The following is a 15400-nucleotide window of genomic DNA, read 5'->3' as shown; positions in this document are numbered from 1 at the left end:
TCGCGCCTTGCCGGTTCGGGAACGAACGGTTGGCTGCGACGAATCGTAATTTATCGGAAGACGAACCGACCGACAATTCGGCCAGACGTTGATGCCTTGGTGAGCGTTGCTCATGCACGCGCTCGCAAAACCCTAAGTCGTCAGGCTGGAGCGATCCGATACCGAAGCCAGACGATCCCGCCGTCCATGACTTCGTGACTGATCAAAGCCAGGGTATCGATCGGCAACCGCTCCGAAGTCGGCACGCCAGAGCCATCGAAAACGGCCGGAGCACCCGATGCGCCATCGATAGCGGGAACGAGCATCAGGCTGATCTCGTCGATGAGGCCGGCACGCAGAAAGCCGCCATTGAGGTGACCACCCCCTTCGAGCAGCAGGTGGTCGATCCCGAGTTCGACAGCGAGGACCGCTACAACTTCGTGCAGGTCGAGGTCGGTCTTACCGGCGAACACATACCCGACGCCGTCCTCGCGTAATCCCGCGAGATGCGCGTCGGATACGGCCTTGGTCAGGACGACGACGATCGGATCGCCACCAACGTCGTTGCGTCCCCAGGCGATCTTGCCCCGTGCATCGAGCACGACGCCATACGCATCGGCATCGGTCCTGGGCAGCCACGCCGTCCGGGGAAAACTCGCTTCGGGGCTATCAGGGTATGCCTCGCGCTTGGCGAATTCCTGGCCCGTGACACGCCCGACGAGCCACGATCCGCCGCCAAGCCGACCATGTAGTTCCTCGTACATCTCGTGCGAATGCGCGCCGCTCGGCGTCCAGCGTTCGGGCAAGATCCTGCCGTCGATGCTGCTGGCCATGTGACAGATGATATGCGGCTTCATGTACGGAAATCCTGAAACTGGCTTCAAGGCTATCCGTAAGGAACGACCGCGTCGGCCTGTCGGTCCAATGAGGGTGCTGCATCGGATCGGTGAGGGGATTTCATGGAAGCGGCATCGACCCGCTTCGTTCTGGACCGGGTCCGCAGCGAACAAGCTGCTCAGCGTGAAGGAAATAAAGATGGCCGACCAGAACCAGAGCTACGCAGGCAAGATCGCCTTCATCACCGGCGCCGCCAACGGCATCGGCCGCACCACCGCGATCGCCTTCGCCAAGGCCGGTGCCCATGTCGCCGTCGCCGATCTGAACGGTGACGGCGTGGCGGAGGTCGTCGCGGCGATCGAGGCAGCGGGGGGCAGCGCGCTCGGCATCACCTGCGACGTCTCGAAGAGCGAGGACGTCCGCACCGCGCTCGACAAGACCGCCGAAGCATTTGGCGGCATCGACATCGCCTTCAACAATGCAGGTATCGAGCAGCAGCAGATTCCGCTGGCGGACCTCAGCGAGGAGGATTTCGACCGCATGACCGCGATCGATCTGCGCGGCGTTTTTCTGTGCATGAAGTACCAGATCCCGCTGATGCAGAAGCGCGGCGGCGGCGCGATCGTCAACACCTCGTCGGGCGCCGGCGTCGTCGGGATCGCCGGGCAGGCCGGCTACGTCGCGGTCAAGCACGGCGTGATCGGGCTCAGCAAGTCGGCCGCGCTCGAATATATCGGCGACAACATCCGCGTGAACGTCATCTGCCCCGGCATCATCGAAACGCCGATGATCACCGACCGCGTTTCGGGCGGCACCGAGGAAGGCCAGAAGAAGATGATCGCGCAGGAGCCGATCGGCCGCATGGGCAAGCCCGAGGAAATCGCCGCCGCCGTTCTCTACATGTGCTCGGACGCCGCCGCGTTCATGGTCGGCCATGCGATGGTCGTCGATGGCGGCCAGACCGTCGGTCTGGGCGGCTGAGCTCTACCCGCGACCCGGTGTCGTCGGCGGCGGATTGTCGGTCACGAGCGAGGATGCGGTCGCCATCCTCGCTCGGGCTGGTCCGTGATTGGTACCTGAGCGAATTTCATCCCGTCGATGAAGGGCCGGCCGATTGTCTAGGCTGGCCCTTTACTGGAAAAGCAGGCGTCGCGACGATCGACGCGCTTCGTCCCGCTGGGTGAAGCGTCGCCGATACCGTCGGCCTATCCAAATGCGGGGTCATCATGAGCAAGGTCTGGTTTATCACGGGCGCCGGTAGCGGTTTGGGCGCCGGCACCGCTCGCGCGGCACTCCAGAGTGGCGACCGGGTTATCGCAGCAGGTCGAAACGTCGCGAAGATCAACGACACCCTTCGGGAGTATGCCGGCGACGACCTCGTCGTCACCGCGCTCGACGTGACGAACCCCGATGAGGTTCAAGCCGCCGTCGACCGCGGCATCGCTGAATTCGGTACGATCGACGTGCTGCTCAACAATGCCGGCGGCGGCGTGTTCGGGAATTTCGAGGAACTCGCCTGGGCCGACATCGAGTGGCAGTACCGCGTCAACGTTTTCGGCGTGATGCACGTGCTGCGCGCGGTCTTGCCGGTCATGCGGCGCCAGCGGTCCGGGACGATCCTGAACATCAGCTCGGGCGGCGGTATCCAGGGTTTCGCGCAAAGCACCGCGTACGGCGCGACCAAATTCGCCGTCGAGGGACTGACCCTAGCGCTGGCGCAGGAGGTCGAGCAATTCGGCATCAGGACCGTGCTCGTCGAACCGGGCATGTTTCGGACCGAGTTGCTGAGCGACGCGTCCGTGCGCTATGCTGCCCCCAGTATCGACGATTATTCGCATCTGACGCCTGCTCGCGACGCCTGGGCGCCGGTCAGTGGAACGCAGGCGGGTGATCCGGCCAAGTTCGGGGATGTCATGGTGCAGGTCGCGGGCATGGCGGAACCCCCGCGGATCCTAGCGGTGGGCAAGGATGTGCTCGGCATTATCGAGACGATGACCGCCGAGCGCCGGGAGCAGGCGGCGAAGTTCGCGCAGCTGTCGGGCTCGACCGACTTCGACGCTGCGCACTGATCGCCTGTTGGCCAGCCGAACGATGACCGGGATCAGCTTCTCCTGCACGTCCTGCGGTCGTTGCTGCCACGATTTGCGGCTGACCCTCAGCGTCGCGGAGGCGATCCAGTGGTTGCATCGCGGCGGCAAGGTCCAGGTACTCTGCCATGCGGCGGCGGATCTGGACGACCTCAGCCCGGTCGTCGCTTACAGGAGTGCACGAAGTTTTCCGGCCCGAAGCGGCGGGTTGGCGATCCGCGTACAGGTCATCCTGGCCGCACAGTTCGACGGCGCGTGTCCCAACCTCCTGCCGGACATGCGGTGCGGGATATATGACGAACGGCCCAACACCTGCCGAATCTATCCTGCGGAGATCATTCCCGGCTTGGCCTTGAAGAGCGACCGCAAATTATGCCCGCCCGAAGCATGGGATGATCGCCAACCCGAGTATCTCTCGGCAGACGGGCGCATCCTGGACGTCGTGACCGACACGGCGATCGCTGCTGCCCGTGCGGCGGGACTGCGCGAGGTCGGCATGCGTCGGTCGTTGGCGACCGCCCTCGGCATGAAGATCGCCGCGTTGGAAAACGAGGGGTTCGCCGTCTGGAGCATCGCATCCGACGCGTTGCTCCCTATTCTTCGCGACGCCATGCAGGGGGCGGGTGATCCGAGCAAGGATACGCCGTCCCCGGATTGGCTGTTTGTATCCCCGCGTTCCGAAACGCTGGCGTTGATCACCGCAGCGGGGGCGAAGGCGGTGTCCTCTCCGAACCACGATCAGGTCGCATATCTGCCGCTATACTGAGTCCAGTGACCGACGCGTCAGCACGACCGAGCACCCGCTATAGCGAGCATCACGGCACGTTGCGGCGCCGATATGCCGCTCCAATAGTTCAACGGCACTGGACAGCGTCTTGATGTCGAGATCCACGTCGACGTGCCGGACCGATCCAGCGGTAGCGCCGTCGTAACGGTAGCGAACGCAAAAGACCCGGAGTGCCTCGAGCCTTGGATCCGCCAGGGCGTTGTTGTCCCGAATACCGAAAACATAGCTGATTGCACGTGACAGGCGCCGCGGGCGGCATGCCGACGCAAGCGAGTCCTTCAAGGATAGCAGGACCACCTGCTGCTCGGTCACGGAAAGCCGATGCTCCACGGATATGTCCGGCACCCGGACTGAAGCGTCATCGTGGCGGATAGGACAGTACAACACGCTCGGCCGATCACGCCGAAACGGGTTGTGACGAAGGCGACGGCTCCCGGCGATCGTCCGCAGGCGGCCGTATCCGGAACCACAGGGCGTAGAGCGCAGGCAGGAACACCAGCGTCAGGACCGTCCCGCCGAGCGTCCCGCCGATCAGCGTGACCGCCATCGATCCCCAGAACACCGAACTGATCAGCGGGACGAAAGCGAGCACGGCCGCCATTGCCGTCAGGATCACCGGCCGCGATCGCTGCACGGTCGCCTCGACGACCGCGTCATAGGGATCCATCCCCTCCCGCTCGTGATCGTGAATCTGCCCGATCAGGATCAGCGTGTTGCGCATCAGGATCCCCGCCAGCGCGATCAGGCCGAGGATCGCGTTGAAGCCGAACGGCTGGCCGGTGACGAGCAGCGTCGGCACCACGCCGATGAGCCCCAGCGGCGCGGTCAGCAAAACGATCGCCATCGCCGACAAGCTGCGCACCTGGAGGATGATCACGATCATCATCAGCACGATCATGATCGGGAAGATCGGCGCGAGCGCGGCATTCGCCTTGCCCGCCTCCTCGATCGAGCCGGCCATGTCGATCTGGTAGCCGGACGGCAGCGTCCTGATGATCGGTTGTAGCTTCTCGAGCATCGCGGTCGATACATCGGGCGGCTGCAATCCATCGGCGATGTCGCCGCGAACCGTGATCGTCGTCAGCCGGTCGCGGCGTTGCAGGATCGGGTCCTCCATGCGGACTTCGAGCTTGCCGATCTGGCCGACGGGCACGCGCTGGCCATTGGCACCGGTCAGCATGTAATCGCCGATGCGCGCCGGATCGAGCCGATCGCTGCCACTGGACCGCGCCACAACGTCGACCGTCCGGATATCCTCGCGCGCCTGGCTGACCGTCGTACCGGTCAACAGGAACTGAAGCTGCTCGGCCACGTCGCTCGATGTCAGGCTGAGCGCGCGCAACCGGTCCTGCTCGAGCACGAAGTGCAACGCGGGCGCACGGTCGCCCCAGTCGGCGTTGACTGTACGCATCGTCGGATCCCGTTGCATCACGCCCTGCACCTTGTCGGCGATTACGCGGACGGTTGCGAGATCGGGACCGCTGACACGGAACGCGACGGGGAAGGGGGAGTAGGGGCCGAACACGAGTTGCGTCGCGCGAACCCGTGCCTGCGGGGCGAGCCCCTCCGCCGCGGCCTCACGCAGCCGAACCTTCAAGGCGTCGCGCGCGTCCTCGTCGGCAGTCAGGACGATGATCTTGGCAAAGGACGGGTCGGGCAGCTCGGGCGACAGCGACATGAAGAACCGCGGTGCACCCTGACCGACATAGGTCGTGACGACCTTGGCCTCGGGCTGTTTGCGCAACCACGTCTCGACCAGTTTTGCGGCCTGGCCGGTCTGCGCGATCGCTGTGCCCTTGGGCATCTGCACCTCGACCAGCACCTCTGGCCGGTCCGAGGCGGGAAAGAACTGCTTGTTGACCAGCGCCATGCCCGCGCCTGCAATCAGGAACGCACCCAGCGTTGCCAGTGCGACGAGCAACTTGCGCCGCACCGCCCAGGCGATGACGCTGCGAACCCTTTCGTAGCGCGGCGTCCGGTAGATCGCCGCGTGACCGCCTTCGATCGGCTTGATCTCGGGCAGCATCTTCACACCCATGTACGGCGTGAAGATCACCGCGACGAACCACGATGCGATCAGCGCAAAGCCGACCACCCAGAAGATGTTGCCGGCATATTCGCCCGCGGTCGACTGCGCGAAGCCGACCGGCATCAGCCCGATTACGGTCACTAGCGTGCCGGCCAGCATCGGCGCCGCGGTATGGCTCCAGGCATAGGCCGACGCGCGGATGCGGTCGTATCCCTCCTCCATCTTCACCACCATCATCTCGATCGCGATGATCGCGTCGTCGACCAGCAGGCCGAGCGCGAGGATGAGCGCGCCGAGCGTGATCCGGTCTAGCACGCGGCCGGTCGCCCACATGATGACGAGCACGACCGCCAGCGTCAGCGGTACGGCGGCGGCGACGACGATGCCCACGCGCCAGCCGAGGCTGACGAGGCTGACGATCATCACGATCGCGAGTGCCTCGAGGAAGGTGTGCATGAACTGGTCGACCGCGTCGGTGATGTTGACCGACTGGTCGGTGACGCGGGTGAGGCTCATGCCGAGCGGCAGTTCGTCGCCGATCTTCGCGACCTCGGCGTTCAATGCCTTGCCGAGGTCGAGCCCGTTCCATCCCTCGCGCATGATGACGCCGAGCAGCAGAGCGGGTTCGCCCTGGCTGCGTATGAGGAAGGTCGCGGGATCCTCGTAGCCGCGCTCGACCTTGGCGATCTCGGACAGCCGCAGCGTGTTGCCGTTCGCTACGATAGGCAGGTCGCGGATCTTCGACAGGTCGTCGAACGCGCCGTCGAGGCGGACCACGACCTGCTGCCCCTTGGTCTCGATCGAGCCCGCGGGCGTGATGAGGTTCTGCCTCGAAAGCGCGGCGAAGATGTCGCGGGGTGAGACGCCCAGCGTCGCCAGTCGCTCCTCGGCGAATGCGACGTAGATGCGTTCAGGTCGCTCGCCGACGATGTTGATCTTGTTGACGCCGGGCACATGCAGCAGCCGCTGACGCAGCGTCTCCGCCTCGCGAGCGAGCGAGCGTTGCGGCTCGCCCTTCGCCTTCAAAGCGTAGAGCGCGAAGGTGACGTCGCCATATTCGTCGTTGACGAACGGCCCGACCACGCCGCGCGGAAGGCTCGGCGCCTCGTCGCCCATCTTCTTGCGCGCCTGATAGAACTGGTCCGGCACGTGCTTGGGAGGAGTCGTATCGCGCAGCGTCAACGTGGTGAAGGCGAGGCCGGGCCGCGTGAACGTCTCGCTGCGATCGTACCAGCGTAGTTCCTGCAGGCGCTTCTCGAGCGGCTCGGCGACCTGGTCCTGCATCTCCTGCGCCGTTGCGCCGGGCCAGGCGGTGACGACCGTCATCACCTTGATCGTGAAGCTCGGATCTTCCGCGCGCCCCAGTCTGGTGAAGGCGACAACCCCGGCGATGATGATCGCGATCAGGAAGAACAGCGTGACCGATCGTTCGCGAACCGCGAGCGCCGACAGGTTAAAGCGGTCGGGTGCCTTTTGCTCGTCACCACTCATCGTGCGGCAACCCGGACGATCTGGTCCTGGTGCAGCATATGCGCACCCATCGCGACGAAGCGGTCACCCGACTTCAGCCCCGAGGTCACGGTGGCGGTTTCCTCCCCGATCGCAGCCACCTTTACCGGGCGCCAGATGATCCTTGGCTGCGCGCCGGCGCCGACGATCCATACACCGGCCCCGTGGCCGGTATCGCGGAGTGCGCCGAGCGGTACTTCGGTCGCGACCGCGTCGCCGGGATCTGACAGCGTGACGGTCACGGTCGAGCCGAGCGGCGCACGCGCGGTCGCCTCGGCGAGGACATACCGGGCCTCGAACGTCCGCGACGCCGCGTTGGCGGAATCGGCCAGCTGCCGCAGCGTTGCGCTCCCGGTGGCACCGTCGAAAGTACGGGCACGTGCGGTCGAGCCCAGGCGCGGTCGCAGCGTTTCCGGCAATTGCACCAGCGCCTCGCGCGGTCCCGACCGCGCGACACGGACGACGATCTGTCCCGCGGCAACGACCTGCCCCGGCTCGGCCAGCGTCTCGACCACGGTCCCGTCGGCATCCGCGAGCAGGACGGTGTAATTGGTTTCGTTGCGCGCGACGCGAGCCTGCGCTTGCGCAGCGCTCAGTTGCGCGCGCGCCGCATCTGCCGCGGCCTTCGCCTGATCATAGGCCGACGCGGAGACGGCGCCCGCGCCGACCAGGTCACGATATCGTTTCTCGTCCGCGCCGGTCTGCTCCGCGTGGGCGCGTGCTGCATCGACCGTTCCCTGCGAAGCGCGGGTCGCCAGCGACAGGTCGGTTCCGTCGATCCGCATCAGTGGCTGGCCACGACGCACGATCTGGCCGGTGTCGACCAATCGCTGCGTGACCTTGCCGCCCACGCGAAAGCCCAGGTCGCTCTGGATGCGCGCCGCGACGACCCCGGTAAACTCGCGCGTTGCCGCGTTGGCGGCGACCGGCGTGGTGATTCGGACCAGCGGCGGTCGTGTGCGCGGATCGGGCTCCGCGCGATGGCAAGCCGTCAAGGTCGCGGACGCCAGCACCGGCACGGCCAAGGCGATATACAGTCGGTTCGACACACGGATCCTCCACAGAAGCGGGACCCGAATGTTTCCTTATGACTATATTGTCAACTGGTCATGGTTCGAAATCTACGGCGCGAGGCTTCGCAGGATGAGCCCGGTGACCTCGTTCTGCGCATCGGGAAGCAGATCGAGATTACGCTCCAAATGCAGCGGATCGATGAACGGCGTCATTGCGTAATAGATCGAGCGGACCGTCTCATCGAGCGGTGTCTTGCGCTCGAACTCGCCGTTTTCCCGGCCCTGTCTGACGATCTCTTGGATCATGTCCTGAAGCGATCGGGTGTAGGCCTGCGCTGATCCCCAGCGCTCCGACGCGGCTAGGGCTGCGATCTCGTAAATCTTGCGATCCTCGAAAAACAGCGCGACGCTCAGCGTGTTTACGCTCCTGAACATGCGGCGAAACCGGTCGGTTGCGCTGCCGCCCGCGTCGACGGCGTTGCGCGCTTCGGTCAAGATCTGTTCGAGGCGCGCGCCGCAGATCGCCTCGCCGATCGCCTGCTTCGATTCGAAGAACCGGTAGATATAAGCCTTGGAGAACCCGATCTCGCGCGCAAGGTCGGCGACGGTCGTCTTGCTGTATCCGTAATGGGCGAAACAGTCGTTTGCGGCTTCGACGATCTGATCGCGGACCGCATGTTCGGCAGGGCCACGCGTCGGGGAGGATTGGGGAGCGGGGTCAGTCATTGCCGCGTCATAGGCGGACATCACCCCGTTGACAAACGATGACTATATACATCATTGGTCACAGCCTGAGTCATCGAAGGTCGATCATGCGCCATTTCCGCTCCGCTGCTACCCTGGCCACGACGCTGCTGTTGGTGAGTGGCTGCACGACCGCGCCGCGCTACGCGGTGCCGGCGTCGTTCGCACCGGCCGCCTTTGTCGGCGCCAGCGCCGTCGACACGAGGTCGGCGGATGCAGGACAAGCCGATCTCGTCGACTGGTGGCGCGGGTTTCACGATCCGTTGCTCACCAGTTTCGTCGAGCGCGCGCTGGCCCAGAATCTCGACCTGCAACAGGCCGGTGCGCGCGTGGCGCAGGCGCGTGCCGCGCTGAAGACCGCCAACGCAGCCCTGCTTCCGTCCGGTCAGGTCAGCGGGCAGGGGGGCGAGATCTATCAGTCGCTGGAGACACCGATCGGACGGATCGGCAGCGCGTTTCCCCAGTTCGAGCGTGCGACCGAAACCTACGAGGTTAACGTGGGCGCTAGCTGGGAACTTGACGTCTTCGGCGGGCGTGATGCCGCGCGCGATGCGGCGCGGGCCGATTGGCAGGCGTCCGCTGCCGCTGCAGTGGCCGTGCGTCTTGCGGTCGCGGCGCAGACGGCGGACACGTACATCGCGATCCGGGCCTTGCAGGCGCGGCTCGGCGTTGCCCGAGCGCAGGCCGATACGCAGGCGCGTCTCGTCGACCTGATCGCGCTGCAATACCGCAAGGGCGTGGCGGCCGAACTGCAACTTCGACAGGCGGAAGGTGCGCTGGCGCAGGTTCGCGCCTCGGTCCCGGCGATCCAGAACCAGCTCGACATGGCGCTGACCGCGCTCGACATTCTCATCGGGGTCCAGCCGGGCGCTACCCGCTCCGAATTCCTGGTCGTGACCGCGATCCCGTCTCCTCCGGCGTTTGCGACCGCGGGTGGCCCCGCCAGCCTGTTGCGCCGTCGTCCCGACATCATCGCAGCCGAGCGAACGCTGGCGGCGTCGAACGCACGGATCGGCGTCGCGATGTCGGAATATTACCCAAAATTCTCGCTGAGCGGTCTGCTCGGCACCGCGACGACGGCAGCTGGCGGCCTGTTTGGTGGCAATGCGACACAGGCGAACGGCGTGCTGGGCCTACGCTGGCGCCTGTTCGACTTCGGCCGCGTCGATGCCGAGGTGAAGAGCGCCAGAGGACGAAACGCGGAAGCGCTTGGCGCCTATCGTCTGGCCGTCCTGCGCGCATCGCAGGATGTCGAGGATGCCTTCTCGACGTTGGTTCAACAGGAAGCGCGGTCCACCATGCTGAGCCAGGGCGAGACGTCGTTGAGCCGCGCCCGGGATGCCTCGTTCGCGGCCTATAGGGGCGGAGTCGCTAGCCTGATCGAGGTTCTGGATGCGGACCGGCGCCTGCTCGAAACGCGGGACGGGGTGATCCAGGCACGCGCAGCCGCCAGTCGTGGTGCCGTCGCGTCGTTCCGGGCGCTTGGCGGCGGATGGGATCCCGCTAGTCCCGCTACCGTATCGATGGCCAAACTGTGAGAGCGACCCATGACGACTGATGTCCCGATCAAACCCGACGGGCTTGCGCAGGTGCAGGCGATGCTGGCTACCGGACGGCAGCCCCCGCTCGGCGAGAAGCTGGGCATATCGCTGATCGAGGTCGAATACGGGCACGCGGTCTTCGAGGCCATACCGGACGGCACGTCGTACAATCCGATGGGCACGGTGCACGGCGGCTATATCTCGGCGATCCTCGACAGCGCGTGCGGCATCGCCGCGCATACCGGGCTGAAACCGGGGTTCGGCTATACGACGCTGGAGTTGAAGGTGTCGTTCCTGCGCGCGCTGACCGAATCCAGCGGGAAGATCAGGGCGGTCGGACGCCTGGTGTCGATGGGTGGTCGCGCGGCGTTTTCGGAGGCCACGCTCATCAACGAGAAGGGCCAACTGTGCGCCACGGCGACATCGACGCTGCTCGTCTTCGAACTCCGCCCGCGGAACACTGACAGCGATCCCGTTTGAGGGCAAGGATGGCGACGCGAACGCCCTACCGGTATGCAGGCGAACGCCCGCTAAGCGCCCGACAAAGGTCTGGCTCCTATCGGTAGCCGTCGCGGAGCAACGCCGACGTCGGTCAGCACGACCGGGGCGATACTGCCGTCCTTCCGGAAGTGCATCTGCTCGATCGCGACCTGGCGATGATTACCGTCCGTTTCGCTGAGGGGGCGACGGTGATAGACGATATACCAGTCGTCCGTCCCCGGGATGCAGATCGCGGAATGGTGGCCGGCGCCGCGGGCGACACGGGCATCCTGTTCGAGGATCCTGCCGCGCGGCGTGAACGGCCCGAGCGGGCTGGGGCCCGTGGCATAGGCCACGCTGTAGAGCGGTCCGGTCCATTCCCCTTCCGACCACATCAGGTAATAGATGCCGCGCCGCTTCAGCATGAACGGCCCTTCGACATAGTCGGGCGAGGGCGTGATCGCCTTGTAGGTCTTCCCATCCGCGAACGGCGCAAGGCTGGTCAGGTCGCGCGACAGGCGGACGATGTTGCAGTGTTTCCAGCCGCCATAATACAGATAGCAGGTGCCGTCGTCGTCGCGGAACGCCATCTGGTCGATCGGCTGCGCACCGTTGACGATGTTGCCGATCAGCGGCTTGCCGATGGCGTCGCGGAACGGGCCTTCGGGGCGATCGCTAACCGCCACGCCGATCCCGCCGCGCTGCCGGTCGGTCTTGATGTCGTTCGCGCCGAAGAACAGGAAGTATCGACCATCCTGCTCGATCGCTGACGGCGCCCACATCGCATAGGCGGCCCAACTCACGTCCCTGACGTCGAGCACGCGCGGATGACGGGTCCAGGAAACCAGATCCGGCGACGAGAAGGCGTCTAGAAACGTCTGTTTCAGAAACGGGCTCCAGATCTTCGGCGAGGCGCGCTCATGGGCCTGCCAGGGCGTGAAGCGGCTGGGTGCGGCGGGGACGGGCCCGTCGGCCGAATAGGTCGGATAGATCCAGTATCGATCGCCGAAAATGCGAATTTCGGGATCGGCGTACCAGCCGGGCAGGGCGGGATTAGCAGCGTAGGCGACGCCGCGGGGAATGAGGCTGAGCCCAAGGGACCCCAACACTGTTCTTCGATCGATCAACGACACAATACGGCTCCGGTGCAGCTGCAGCGACATATGCTCTACGCCGGTCGTCAGTTTGTCTTCAATAAGCGCCGCCTGACGTCTTAGCTGACAAGGCTTTCGCGACGCGGTGGATCCTGCGGCCTGGTCCTTCCTAGACGGCTGCACTGAAGGCACGATTGTTGCCGCTGCCTGAGACGCGTGCGATGGATTGCTGATGAAATTCGACATCATTCCGATCCGATCACGGTATGTCCGGTTGCTAGTCAGCGAGATGTGGCTGCGCGCCAATCGTTTGAAATGGCGAACGCTGGTCCTAGGGATGTTGGTTCAGGGTACGGCTCTGGATGCGAACCCAGCGGAGGATCGGTCTATCGCTCTCACGCTTGCCCCCACGGCCAACAGCGAGGGGCAGATAGAAACCTTTGCAATCACACTCAATTTCGGAGGCTTGTCCAAAGGAGTTGGAGAGACGCTCGTTCAGTTGCCGTTGGTTGAGAGCAATGTCGACAGCGTAGCGACCACCTTGACCGGGCTGGTTGCCGCAGATGCGCTCGGCGCCCTGGATCTCACTGCACAAACAAGGACTGCACCGGGCACGGGAGATGCAGATAGCGGCGGACCAACACGGATCTGGGCGGTAAACCGCGAAACTTCCGGGCCTGTCGTCGTCCGATACATAGTGCCCGCCAACGCGACTCTTCCGCCCCGAGGTCCCGCACCGCCCGTAGCCCTCTCGAATGACGGTTACGGCGCCTCCGGAGCAGGCAGCGTGTTTTTGCTGATGCCGCCAGGTGACGACCACTATCGCACGACCGTTGATTGGGATTTGTCGCGGCTGCCATCTGGCAGCAGCGGTATCAGTTCGTTGGGCAACGGACATGTCGACGCTGGGCCGATGACCGCCGCAGAGCTGACATCCAGTTTCTTCATGGCGGGCCGCGTTGCAACCTGGCCTCAGCCGACGCCTAGCACTGGTTTCTTCTCGGCATGGCAGGGAAAGCCCGCCTTCGACGCGGAGCCGCTGATGGCGTGGGCCGGCACGTTATACAAAGACTATTCCCGGCTTTTCAGGCAGGCAACGCCGCCCCCGTACGGCGTTTTTCTTCGGTACAACCCTATCAATGCGGGCGGCGGTGTCGCCATGCACCAGTCTTTTGTCGTCACGTTCGGAAGTGGGGCAGGAAGCGATGTTGCGAAGCTGCGGATGACGCTGGCGCACGAGATGTTCCACACATTCCAGCCGCGCATCACCGATCCTGATGGCCTCGCATCGGCATGGTTCACCGAAGGCCTGGCGACGTTTTATCAACGACGTTTGCCGCTCCGATACGGCATGATCACGCCTTCCGCGTTTCTGGACGACCTCAACTATTACGCAGGCCGCTACTACACGAATGTCATGGCGACAGTGCCGAACTCCGTCATACCGACACGGTTCTGGGCAGACACGCGGATCCGGACGCTTCCTTATGACCGCGGGATGTTTTATTTCGCGACCGTCGACGAAGCGATCCGGTTGCGGTCGGGTGGCAAGCGGTCGATGGACGATGCTATGTTCGCGATGCTGGCTCTTCAGGCCGCTGGTAAAGCCGTGCGCTACGCAGACTGGGAAGCAATCCTGGCGCGCGAAATAGGAGCCGGGGCCGTCGCCGACTTCCGGGCGTTTCTCGCCGGACGCATGCCGCTACCATCTTCCGGCGCGTTTGGTCCGTGTTTCCGCCGGATCAGCAAGCCACTTCGACGCTATGAGCTTGGGTTCGATACCGCCGTACTGGCGGAGCCGAAGCGCACGGTTCGGGGTTTGGTTGGCGGTTCAGCCGCAGCTGCGGCAGGACTACGGAACGGCGATGACATTGTTGATCCCGTGCCCCAGGATCGAATTCAGGGCGACCAAACCGAACGTCTGATGTTGAAAGTTCGCAGGGACGGGAAGATCTTTGCGATCAACTATCTTCCACGCGGCGAGACAGTGAGCGCATGGCAGTGGGACCGGGTGGCCGGACTGCCAGACAAGAAATGCGCCTTGTAGTCTAATTAGGGTGATTGGATAAGTGATGCAGTAATTGCGAAATATTCGGCGAATGCGTTTTGTTTGATTTTTGATTTGCGATGATTCCGCTACTGCTGCGCAGTCTGATATACGTGGTGCTTATTGGTTCAGTCCTTTTTACGTTGTCGAAGCATACATAAAGCACTGGCAGCACACTGGTCTCTGAGAGGTATACGTTAAAAGCACCGGAGATTATGCACGTGGGGCAGCTTCACGTCGATGAGCCATAATCCAAACGGTGTGGTACAAACGAGGCTCGCTGGCATACCGTGGGGAGGGTTGCTGCTAAGCCGGGATATCCCTAGAAGATGATGACGATGCTGATCAGAGGTACAGAGGCCGTCATGACGCTACAGATCAACATAACGCCAAACGGGCGCATGAGCCTGCCCGCTGACGTTCGCAAGCGGTTGGGCCTGACGGGTGGCGGTGCGGTATATCTCGACGAAACCGAAGATGGCGTTGTTCTGCGAACCGCCAGCCAAGCGGTGGCAAGGGCGCAGGCGCTGGCCGAGCAATATACCGGCGGTAATCCCGACGCCTCTGTTGACGCATTCCTCAATCGGCGTCGCGAAGATAGCGGCGAATGAGCGTGGTTCTCGACGCCTCGGCTCTCATCGCAATGATCAAGGGTGAAAAGGGATCTACCAAGGTTGCAGCCGGTATCGCCGGTGCGCGAGTGAGCAGCGTGAACTACGCTGAGGTGGTGACCCACTTCATTCATACCGGAATGCCCGAGCGAGAAGTTGATGCCATGCTTGATCCGCTGCCACTGACGGTAGTGCCGGCCGACAAGGCCTTGGCGAAAATCGCCGGGCGGCTGCGCGCCGCGACGGCCGAGGCGGGCCTTAGCCTTGGAGATCGCTTTTGTCTGGCTCTAGCCCGACGGGATGGATTGCCCGCTTGGACCAGCGACCAGAACTGGAAGAAGATCGCGGATGCAGTCGAGGTCAAGGTCGTGACGATCCGCTAGAACTTGGCGGGAAGGGCAGGGGGCAACCACCTGTCGATCCTCTGGAAGCGGAAGGTCTGCATCCTGGTGGAAAACCGCCTGTCCGCTGTTGGGCGGCGTTTCGGCGAAAGCTGCCGGGCGACTTCCGACCCATAGTAAGTCATTCAGGACAACTTTTCTGCTCCCTGAAAGCCGCCGTCCGGCCGCGCGGTTGGCTGCGGCTCAGCTGAACGAGCCGGGCACCGGCTCCTGCGTAGCGACACCGTTAACGCACAGGTTA

The 15400-nt window shown here is 64.1% G+C and carries 13 protein-coding genes; 8 read left to right on the top strand and 5 right to left on the bottom strand.

Annotation, left to right across the window (positions count from 1 at the left end; all coding sequences use genetic code 11):
- Positions 1–140: 140 nt before the first annotated feature.
- Entirely contained in the window at positions 141–836 is a 696-nt protein-coding gene (locus tag C8J40_RS11980; RefSeq protein ID WP_132742254.1) for a RibD family protein, read from the bottom strand.
- 178 nt (positions 837–1014) lie between these two features.
- Here C8J40_RS11980 and C8J40_RS11975 point away from each other — a divergent pair, with 178 nt between their 5' ends.
- From C8J40_RS11975 to C8J40_RS11965, 3 genes are all read left to right on the top strand, one after another.
- Complete coding sequence (locus C8J40_RS11975) at positions 1015–1797, top strand: glucose 1-dehydrogenase (RefSeq protein WP_132742253.1); 783 nt, start codon at positions 1015–1017, stop codon at positions 1795–1797.
- Positions 1798–2042: 245 nt separating this feature from the next.
- A complete protein-coding gene (locus C8J40_RS11970; protein ID WP_132897203.1) occupies positions 2043–2885 on the top strand; it encodes an SDR family NAD(P)-dependent oxidoreductase in 843 nt (280 codons plus the stop codon).
- 22 nt (positions 2886–2907) lie between these two features.
- A complete protein-coding gene (locus C8J40_RS11965) occupies positions 2908–3669 on the top strand; it encodes a YkgJ family cysteine cluster protein (protein ID WP_132742250.1) in 762 nt (253 codons plus the stop codon).
- 418 nt (positions 3670–4087) lie between these two features.
- Here the strand turns inward: C8J40_RS11965 and C8J40_RS11960 are convergent, their stop codons facing one another.
- The 3 genes from C8J40_RS11960 to C8J40_RS11950 form a co-directional block, all read right to left on the bottom strand.
- Positions 4088–7210: an efflux RND transporter permease subunit gene (locus C8J40_RS11960; RefSeq protein ID WP_132742249.1), complete on the bottom strand. Its 3123-nt coding sequence runs from the start codon at positions 7208–7210 to the stop codon at positions 4088–4090.
- Complete coding sequence (locus tag C8J40_RS11955) at positions 7207–8277, bottom strand: efflux RND transporter periplasmic adaptor subunit (protein WP_132897201.1); 1071 nt, start codon at positions 8275–8277, stop codon at positions 7207–7209. Before C8J40_RS11955 ends, C8J40_RS11960 begins: the two co-directional genes overlap by 4 nt.
- Before the next feature lie 72 nt (positions 8278–8349).
- Positions 8350–8967, bottom strand: a complete 618-nt coding sequence (locus tag C8J40_RS11950) for a TetR/AcrR family transcriptional regulator (RefSeq protein ID WP_132742247.1) — start codon at positions 8965–8967, stop codon at positions 8350–8352.
- An 86-nt stretch (positions 8968–9053) separates the two neighbouring features.
- On the opposite strand from C8J40_RS11950, the gene C8J40_RS11945 reads away from it, so the two are divergent.
- On the top strand, positions 9054–10523 hold the full coding sequence (locus tag C8J40_RS11945) for a TolC family protein (RefSeq protein WP_132897200.1): 1470 nt from the start codon (positions 9054–9056) through the stop codon (positions 10521–10523).
- Between the two features lie 9 nt (positions 10524–10532).
- On the top strand, positions 10533–11006 hold the full coding sequence (locus C8J40_RS11940) for a PaaI family thioesterase (protein ID WP_132742245.1): 474 nt from the start codon (positions 10533–10535) through the stop codon (positions 11004–11006).
- A 50-nt stretch (positions 11007–11056) separates the two neighbouring features.
- On the opposite strand, the gene C8J40_RS11935 is transcribed toward C8J40_RS11940, so the two are convergent.
- On the bottom strand, positions 11057–12115 hold the full coding sequence (locus C8J40_RS11935) for a glycoside hydrolase family 43 protein (RefSeq protein WP_243693353.1): 1059 nt from the start codon (positions 12113–12115) through the stop codon (positions 11057–11059).
- Positions 12116–12332: 217 nt separating this feature from the next.
- Here C8J40_RS11935 and C8J40_RS11930 point away from each other — a divergent pair, with 217 nt between their 5' ends.
- The 3 genes from C8J40_RS11930 (at position 12333) to C8J40_RS11920 (ending at position 15141) form a co-directional block, all read left to right on the top strand.
- Positions 12333–14147: a peptidase M61 gene (locus C8J40_RS11930; RefSeq protein WP_243643516.1), complete on the top strand. Its 1815-nt coding sequence runs from the start codon at positions 12333–12335 to the stop codon at positions 14145–14147.
- 365 nt (positions 14148–14512) lie between these two features.
- Positions 14513–14758: an AbrB/MazE/SpoVT family DNA-binding domain-containing protein gene (locus C8J40_RS11925; RefSeq protein ID WP_055818096.1), complete on the top strand. Its 246-nt coding sequence runs from the start codon at positions 14513–14515 to the stop codon at positions 14756–14758.
- Positions 14755–15141, top strand: a complete 387-nt coding sequence (locus C8J40_RS11920) for a type II toxin-antitoxin system VapC family toxin (RefSeq protein ID WP_055817303.1) — start codon at positions 14755–14757, stop codon at positions 15139–15141. Before C8J40_RS11925 ends, C8J40_RS11920 begins: the two co-directional genes overlap by 4 nt.
- Positions 15142–15400 lie beyond the last annotated feature (259 nt).

Origin of the sequence: Sphingomonas sp. PP-CC-3A-396 (genome assembly GCF_004343105.1) — a bacterium.
Taxonomy (GTDB): Bacteria; Pseudomonadota; Alphaproteobacteria; order Sphingomonadales; family Sphingomonadaceae; genus Sphingomonas.
Note: the sequence above shows the minus strand (reverse complement) of the source record. Positions and strands in the feature narration are given on the sequence as shown.

Excerpts from the sequence above, each read along its gene's own strand:
- C8J40_RS11980 (WP_132742254.1), bottom strand. The coding sequence starts at position 836 with ATGAAGCCGCATATCATCTGTCACATGGCCAGCAGCATCGACGGCAGG.
- C8J40_RS11975 (WP_132742253.1), top strand. The coding sequence starts at position 1,015 with ATGGCCGACCAGAACCAGAGCTACGCAGGCAAGATCGCCTTCATCACC.
- C8J40_RS11970 (WP_132897203.1), top strand. The coding sequence starts at position 2,043 with ATGAGCAAGGTCTGGTTTATCACGGGCGCCGGTAGCGGTTTGGGCGCC.
- C8J40_RS11965 (WP_132742250.1), top strand. The coding sequence starts at position 2,908 with ATGACCGGGATCAGCTTCTCCTGCACGTCCTGCGGTCGTTGCTGCCAC.
- C8J40_RS11960 (WP_132742249.1), bottom strand. The coding sequence starts at position 7,210 with ATGAGTGGTGACGAGCAAAAGGCACCCGACCGCTTTAACCTGTCGGCG.
- C8J40_RS11950 (WP_132742247.1), bottom strand. The coding sequence starts at position 8,967 with ATGACTGACCCCGCTCCCCAATCCTCCCCGACGCGTGGCCCTGCCGAA.
- C8J40_RS11945 (WP_132897200.1), top strand. The coding sequence starts at position 9,054 with ATGCGCCATTTCCGCTCCGCTGCTACCCTGGCCACGACGCTGCTGTTG.
- C8J40_RS11940 (WP_132742245.1), top strand. The coding sequence starts at position 10,533 with ATGACGACTGATGTCCCGATCAAACCCGACGGGCTTGCGCAGGTGCAG.
- C8J40_RS11930 (WP_243643516.1), top strand. The coding sequence starts at position 12,333 with ATGAAATTCGACATCATTCCGATCCGATCACGGTATGTCCGGTTGCTA.
- C8J40_RS11925 (WP_055818096.1), top strand. The coding sequence starts at position 14,513 with ATGACGCTACAGATCAACATAACGCCAAACGGGCGCATGAGCCTGCCC.
- C8J40_RS11920 (WP_055817303.1), top strand. The coding sequence starts at position 14,755 with ATGAGCGTGGTTCTCGACGCCTCGGCTCTCATCGCAATGATCAAGGGT.